Raw genomic sequence first — 6301 nt, forward strand, 5'->3', positions numbered from 1 at the left:
CAACCTCGCAGACCAGCTAGGGATTAATAAAAAGGATTATTCGTTGAGCCATCTGCACTAGAGCGATTTTCTTTTGCGTCAGATGAGATGTCGGAAGATGGCATGGCATCTTTCGACTTGATGTGCTGTAAAGCCCCATTGGCGGCGTCTTTAGATAGTTCGGTTGCCCACGGTGCATATGGCAACAAAATTTGCACAAATTTAGACTGTTTCCAATAAGGCGAGCTTTCTACCCAAGGACCAATTCCTTGCATAGCAATAAGGACAATGAGCAAGCCTTTCAATGTACCAAATGCACCGCCTGCCAAACGATTTAATGGGCCAAGCTTCAAGCTCTTTAACACACCATTTAAAACAGCGGTAACAATCCAGGTCAGTACCACAATGACCAAGACAATAAATGCAAAGGCTGCAATTTTTTGTACCACAGGATCGCTGCTGAGAGCTGTCATCGAAGGTGCTAGGACAACTGCATATTTTGCCGCAACAATCAGGGCAAAAATCCATCCTACCAAGTTCGCAAAGGCTTTAATAAATCCTTGTCGCAAACCGTTCAACCCTCCAATCAGCAAGAGAATCAGAATAACGATATCAATGGTATTCATAAGTTACAAGGCGTTTACACAATCTTGAACCAGCTCAGGACCTGCATAGATTAAACCACTATACACCTGAACCAAGCTTGCACCTGCATTTTTTTTGGCAACAGCTTGTTCGCCCGATAAAATGCCACCTACACCAATTAAAGGAATTTCACCTTTCAGTGCTGCTGAAAATGCTGCCAAGCATGCGGTACTTTTCTCAAACACAGGCGCACCCGACAAACCACCTGCTTCATCGCCATGCGGCAAATTCTCCACGCCTTCACGAGACAAAGTGGTATTGGTCACAATCAGACCATCAATTTTGAATTGCAACAATTGTTTAGCAATAAACTGAATATCTTCTGGGTCTAAATCTGGAGCAACTTTTAATACCAACGGCACATAATGTTGATGTTCTTCTGCCAACTCCAACTGACGCTGTTTGAGGGTTTGCAATAATTCAGTCAGCGCATCACCACTTTGTAAACTACGCAAGTTTTTGGTATTCGGTGATGAAATATTTACAGTAATATAAGAGGCATAATTATAGACTTTTTCTAGACAAATCAGATAATCATCTACTGCATTTTCAACTGGTGTATCGGCATTTTTGCCAATATTAATCCCCAAAATGCCTTTAAATTTTGCCGCTTTGACGTTTTCAATCAGCTGATCGACCCCATCATTATTAAAACCCATACGATTAATAATGGCTTTGGCCTGTGGAATACGGAATAAACGTGGATGCGGATTGCCCGCTTGAGGACGTGGCGTAATGGTGCCAATTTCAATAAACCCAAAGCCCAAACCAGCTAAGGCATCAATATACGCACCATTTTTGTCTAGACCCGCTGCCAAACCTACTGGATTAGGGAATTCAATTCCCATACAAGTCAGAGGTTTCGCTACAGTCTTTTGACGCATCAAGCCCATTTTATGGCTCGATTTCAACAGTGATAGTGTCAGCTCATGTGCACGCTCTGGTGCTAAAGAAAATAACAGCGGGCGGGCTAGAGAATACAACATATCTGCAAAAGTCTACTGCTTTCTAAGTCGCCATATTATAGGCTTAGCCCGTTCAAAACGCTATGCTTGACATGAGTTTATTTTCCGAGTTTCGGATTTTATTTTTAGCCTTTACTGGACTGTCGCAGTTAATTTAATCTGCCCTGCTTCAGAAATTAATTCCATTTTTTCGATACTTAAACCCATTTGCGCCAATTGGGTTAAAAAATTTGCCAACACAGCATAATTGACATGACTCGCCACCAGTAGCATCTTGTCACCACTTTGCTGCGAAGCAACCGATAAACCCTGTTGCTGAGCCACACGCTGAATTTTATCGGCTGCACTGAGTTGTGCATCATTGGCAGGTTTCATGGTGACTGCATGACTTTGCATCACCACCACCAAATCTTTAAGATCATTCACCCGTTTTTGCTGTTTTTCGGCTGCGGCATGCATATACCACAACGCAGAACCCACAGCAGCAACGATCACAAAGATTGTGGTAAATACCACCAAAACACGTTCACGTGTATTTAAACGATCTAAATAATCTTGCACCAGTTCAATACGTTGATCGAACCAAGTTGACATTTTTTCAATGGCTTTCATTATTGTATTTTCACCAATCCTACTGCACCTGACGCGCTCGGCTGAATATTACCCAGCTCGACCTTAAAACCCTGCTGATTCAATTGCTGAGTGAGCGCTTGCAAGGTCGCTGCCGAGTTGGCATTCAATTCCATGTTCAACATATTGGCATCAAAACTCACACGATTAGCCACAATTTGATTTTGCATCAACACAGGGCCAACACGACTGAGCAATTGCAGCGCTTGAGTATCTGCATTTTTACTCATGCGTACCTGACTTTGAAACTGACTTTGAATATTTTGTTCGGTAATACGACTATTTGCACCAAACCAATATTGATATTGTTCTATGGCTTGAACCGCTGTTTGATCTGCTACTTTTTTAAGTTTGCTCCAACGCAGTGCATCATAGCTAAACTGTACAATTAAAATCCCAAGAAATACTGCTGCACAGGCTTTCCAATAACCTGAAACACCCGTGTCTTGCTTGGATTTTGGCAGCATATTGAATGGATGCTGTTTGGCTTTCACTAATGCAGGTACTACATAATGAAAGCTTTCTAATTGTTCTTGTGTTGCAAATGCTTCAATACTTTGCATTTGCTCTGCACTAAAGTTGGTGATTTTATAGTTTCGTTCTGCAGTTTGATAATCTAGATAAAGCGCCAGATCATCAACTGAATAACCTAAAAATTCACTTTCACGTACCAACAAGCGTCCGCAAATATTTCCAATCACCGTTTGCCCTACATCAGGTTGCGGCAAGATTAAAAAGTCAGGTAACAATGCACTGATTTTAACTGGCAACAAACTTAATACATGCAAATAGGTTTCAATACTATGCTTAGCAACTCCCAACACGGTTATTTGCTCAGGTGGCTGAAAATGATGAGCCACCTGCATCGCATCAATTGGCAATACGGTATATTCTTCTAATAAATACTTCACACCATCGGTACCCAATTGTTTATATTGAGCTTTAGGCAAAGTTTGTTGCATGATTTGCACATCACGGCTTGGGAAAAACACCACAGCATCTTTTCCTTGAAAAGCCTGCAATGCCTGAATCAAGGCATCAAGATTATCTGCCTGTGTCCAGTGTTCCCCATTTGACCATTGCCAAACCCCATTGGCTTCTGGCATCCATAAATACAGCATTATTATCGTTCTACCGTTGAATTATATTTAACTTTATACATTTATTTTATGCGTTTGGAATAAAACTTTTGATTTGGGTTGAAAGCCCCGCAGCAATTACTGCCTGCTCATAAATCCGTGCTTCTGCCAAATGATAGGGATGGAATGATTCTGAAGTCAAAATCTCTGCCATGTGCGCCACTACATTCATGTGACACACCACTGCAATTGACTCATACGGCAATTGTGACAACCATTCCACAGCAACTTTTGCATCATCTTCAGGTTTAATGGTATTGCAGACCACCACAGGCACATCTTTAAAATATTGCTGCAAATGTGCCAAAGTTTCTTGTGCACGCAGTAAAGGACTGACTACAAACACATCGGGCTGAATGATATTTTTTAAATAATCTGCCGTTTCTTGTGCTTGTATATGACCACGCTCAGTCAATGGACGCTGATGATCATTGCCCATAATCGCAGGAGCGGCTTCACCATGACGAACAAGAGTCAGTTGCATAGAATTTCCTTATACGATGATACACATTAAGTTGTGTCAATTTAACTCAAATTATACGCTCAGTATAACCTGAGAATATGACAATTCAGTTCACCAAACTGTCATATTTCAAGCAAGTTTTTATTTGCTGTGGCGCTGTTTTGATCGATGTAAAACTAAACTAGATGATGTGGCAAGACAAATTCCACATCACTACGATGTCCATTCTTCATTAAAGACAGTGCAATGTTCATGGGCGGCGCACCTTCAAAAATCACTTCATAAAGTGCACAAGTGATTGGCATATACACATCTAATTCATTCGAGCGCGCACGCACTTGCACGATGGTATTAATTCCTTCAGCTGTTTGCCCCAATTCTTCTGTGGCTTGTTGCAACGTTTTGCCTTTACCCAATGCATAACCTACTTGATAGTTACGACTCAATGGACTGCTACAGGTTGCAAACAAGTCACCAACACCCGACAAACCTAAAAAGGTCAATGGATTTGCGCCAAGTTTCACCGCAAAACGGCTCATTTCTGCCAATGCACGGGTTAAAATCATACTTTTAGTGTTTTCACCCACGTTATAGGCTGCAGCCATCCCCATTGCTACTGCATAAATATTTTTCAGTGCACCGCCTAATTCCACACCATTCACATCATCACTGGCAAAAACACGGAATAAGGCACTATGCAAAGCTTGCTGCACGGCATAACGCACCAACTCAGAATGACTGGCAATGACTGTACCTGCAGGCTGCCCCGCCACAATTTCTTTAGCAAGGTTCGGGCCAGACAATACGCCATACGGCACTTCTGGTAATTCTTCGCGGATAATATCGCTCATAAAACTAAAAGTTTTGGCTTCAATCCCCTTAGTTAAAGACACCACTGCTTGGGCACTAATAAAAGGCTTAATTTGACGCAACACACTACGGAACGAATGACTTGGAATAGCCACTAAAATAATGTCACGGTCACGGACTGCAGTTTCTAAGTCTGAAACAGCTCTTAAGTCTTGTTCCAACTGAAAATCTGGCAAATAACGTCGATTAATATGCGTTTCATTAATTTCTTTGGCAGTCGCTTCGTCACGAATCCAAATCATCGTGTCACAGCCATTACGGACTGCTGTATTGGCCATTGCGGTGCCAAAACTGCCACCACCCAATACTGTAATGCGTAACGCAGTTTTTCGATCTACAGCAACAGGTTCAACCAAATCGGTAAAGTTTACTTCTGACATTATTGTTATATCCTAAAAAATAGACTTATCCGTTCCAATAACGAACATAAGCTTGCGTATTTAACTCAGCGCGCGCAGCAATGGCTTTGGCTGCTGTTCCCACATAAATAATGCCTGAAATAAAATCATCTGCATTTAAGTTTAAAGCTTGTTTTAGCAAGTTCGATTCAACGACTGCCCCACTGCGCCACATACTGGCAAAACCCTGTGCCTGCAAAGACAATAAAAAGTTCTGTACCGCAGCACCTGTACTTAAAGTCTGCTCAAAACGTGGTACTTTTGGATGATCATGAAATTGCGTTAACGCCAACACCAAAAGTGGCGCACGAAACGGATGTTGTTTCACTCGCTCTAACTGAACTGCATCAGTTTCGCCCATATCTGTCAAAGCTTGAAAAAGTAACTCACCAAATGCTGCACGCTGTTCAGCAGTAATTACCACAAAGCGCGTAGGTTTTAAACGATGATGATCTGGCGCGGTTAAAGCGGCCTGAAATGCCATTTCAAGCTGCACAGCATTTGGTGCAGGTTCAACTAACTGCCCCATAGACTGGCGTTGATGAATATTCTGATGAACGATTTCTATCGCTGTATCCGTCATTAACTTATATAACTATTTCAAAAAGCTCAGTTAAGATTAGCATAAACTCAAAAAATTGCGCTATTTCCGTATGCTTATTTGCAAGATTCTGATTAGTATTCTGTATGTCTACACTTTTAAGATAACCCCGCACAAAACATTTAAAAATAAAGCTTTAACTCATTCATCTATAGCTTAAGAGCATAAAAATACATTATAGATTGGATTTGATGTGTATAAATGAATGACGAATTATCAACACAGCATATACAGTGTCTACATTTAAAAACGGCCAGATTATGTTGAACTAGATCAAATTATTATTTTCAATCTGCTCATTTGAATTGAAATATCATCAACTATCAATACGTGCGACAGCGTTTTAACCCTGAGGTAGATATGAAAAAAATAGTCACCTTTTCTAGCCTTGCCGTTTTTGCACTTTTAACAGCATGTGCCACCACACCGAATAATTCTCTTGCTATTCAAAAAGAAAACAACCTGTATGAAGTCACAGGTTTAGGTAAAAGTAATATTATTAGGACTTACGCATTGACGGATTCAAAAAAGTATTAAAATACTTTATAAAGTATCTGTGATCAGACGAATTAAAAATGCTTCTACAGCAACTTGTACTCTACCCATTTATA

Annotated in this window: 8 protein-coding genes; 1 reads left to right on the forward strand and 7 read right to left on the reverse strand. The window is 40.9% G+C overall.

From position 1 onward, the window contains the following. Nucleotides 1-23 precede the first annotated feature (23 nt). From L6C30_RS04230 to L6C30_RS04260, 7 genes are all read right to left on the reverse strand, one after another. A complete protein-coding gene (locus L6C30_RS04230) occupies nt 24-605 on the reverse strand; it encodes a CvpA family protein (RefSeq protein WP_019837591.1) in 582 nt (193 codons plus the stop codon). Nucleotides 606-608: 3 nt separating this feature from the next. Beyond that, nucleotides 609-1610, reverse strand: coding sequence for a quinone-dependent dihydroorotate dehydrogenase (locus tag L6C30_RS04235; RefSeq protein WP_019837592.1), 1002 nt, complete (start codon nt 1608-1610; stop codon nt 609-611). Between the two features lie 111 nt (nt 1611-1721). Then, complete coding sequence (gene gspM, locus L6C30_RS04240; RefSeq protein WP_230244343.1) at nt 1722-2201, reverse strand: type II secretion system protein GspM; 480 nt, start codon at nt 2199-2201, stop codon at nt 1722-1724. Next, on the reverse strand, nt 2201-3340 hold the full coding sequence (gspL, locus tag L6C30_RS04245; protein ID WP_230244341.1) for a type II secretion system protein GspL: 1140 nt from the start codon (nt 3338-3340) through the stop codon (nt 2201-2203). Before gspL ends, gspM begins: the two co-directional genes overlap by 1 nt. Before the next feature lie 46 nt (nt 3341-3386). Beyond that, nucleotides 3387-3842 carry a histidine phosphatase family protein gene (locus L6C30_RS04250; RefSeq protein ID WP_004971483.1) on the reverse strand — a complete coding sequence of 152 codons (456 nt, stop codon included), beginning with the start codon at nt 3840-3842 and terminating at the stop codon, nt 3387-3389. A 155-nt stretch (nt 3843-3997) separates the two neighbouring features. Then, nucleotides 3998-5071 carry an NAD(P)H-dependent glycerol-3-phosphate dehydrogenase gene (locus L6C30_RS04255; RefSeq protein ID WP_230244340.1) on the reverse strand — a complete coding sequence of 358 codons (1074 nt, stop codon included), beginning with the start codon at nt 5069-5071 and terminating at the stop codon, nt 3998-4000. Between the two features lie 25 nt (nt 5072-5096). Continuing rightward, nucleotides 5097-5672, reverse strand: a complete 576-nt coding sequence (locus tag L6C30_RS04260) for a nitroreductase (protein WP_230244338.1) — start codon at nt 5670-5672, stop codon at nt 5097-5099. Between the two features lie 378 nt (nt 5673-6050). Between L6C30_RS04260 and L6C30_RS04265 the strand changes: the two genes are divergently transcribed. Then, nucleotides 6051-6227: a hypothetical protein gene (locus L6C30_RS04265; RefSeq protein WP_236162404.1), complete on the forward strand. Its 177-nt coding sequence runs from the start codon at nt 6051-6053 to the stop codon at nt 6225-6227. The last annotated feature ends 74 nt before the right edge of the window (nt 6228-6301 follow it).

The sequence above is a fragment of the Acinetobacter sp. KAM396 genome (genome assembly GCF_021602765.1).
Classification (GTDB): domain Bacteria; phylum Pseudomonadota; class Gammaproteobacteria; order Pseudomonadales; family Moraxellaceae; genus Acinetobacter; species Acinetobacter towneri_A.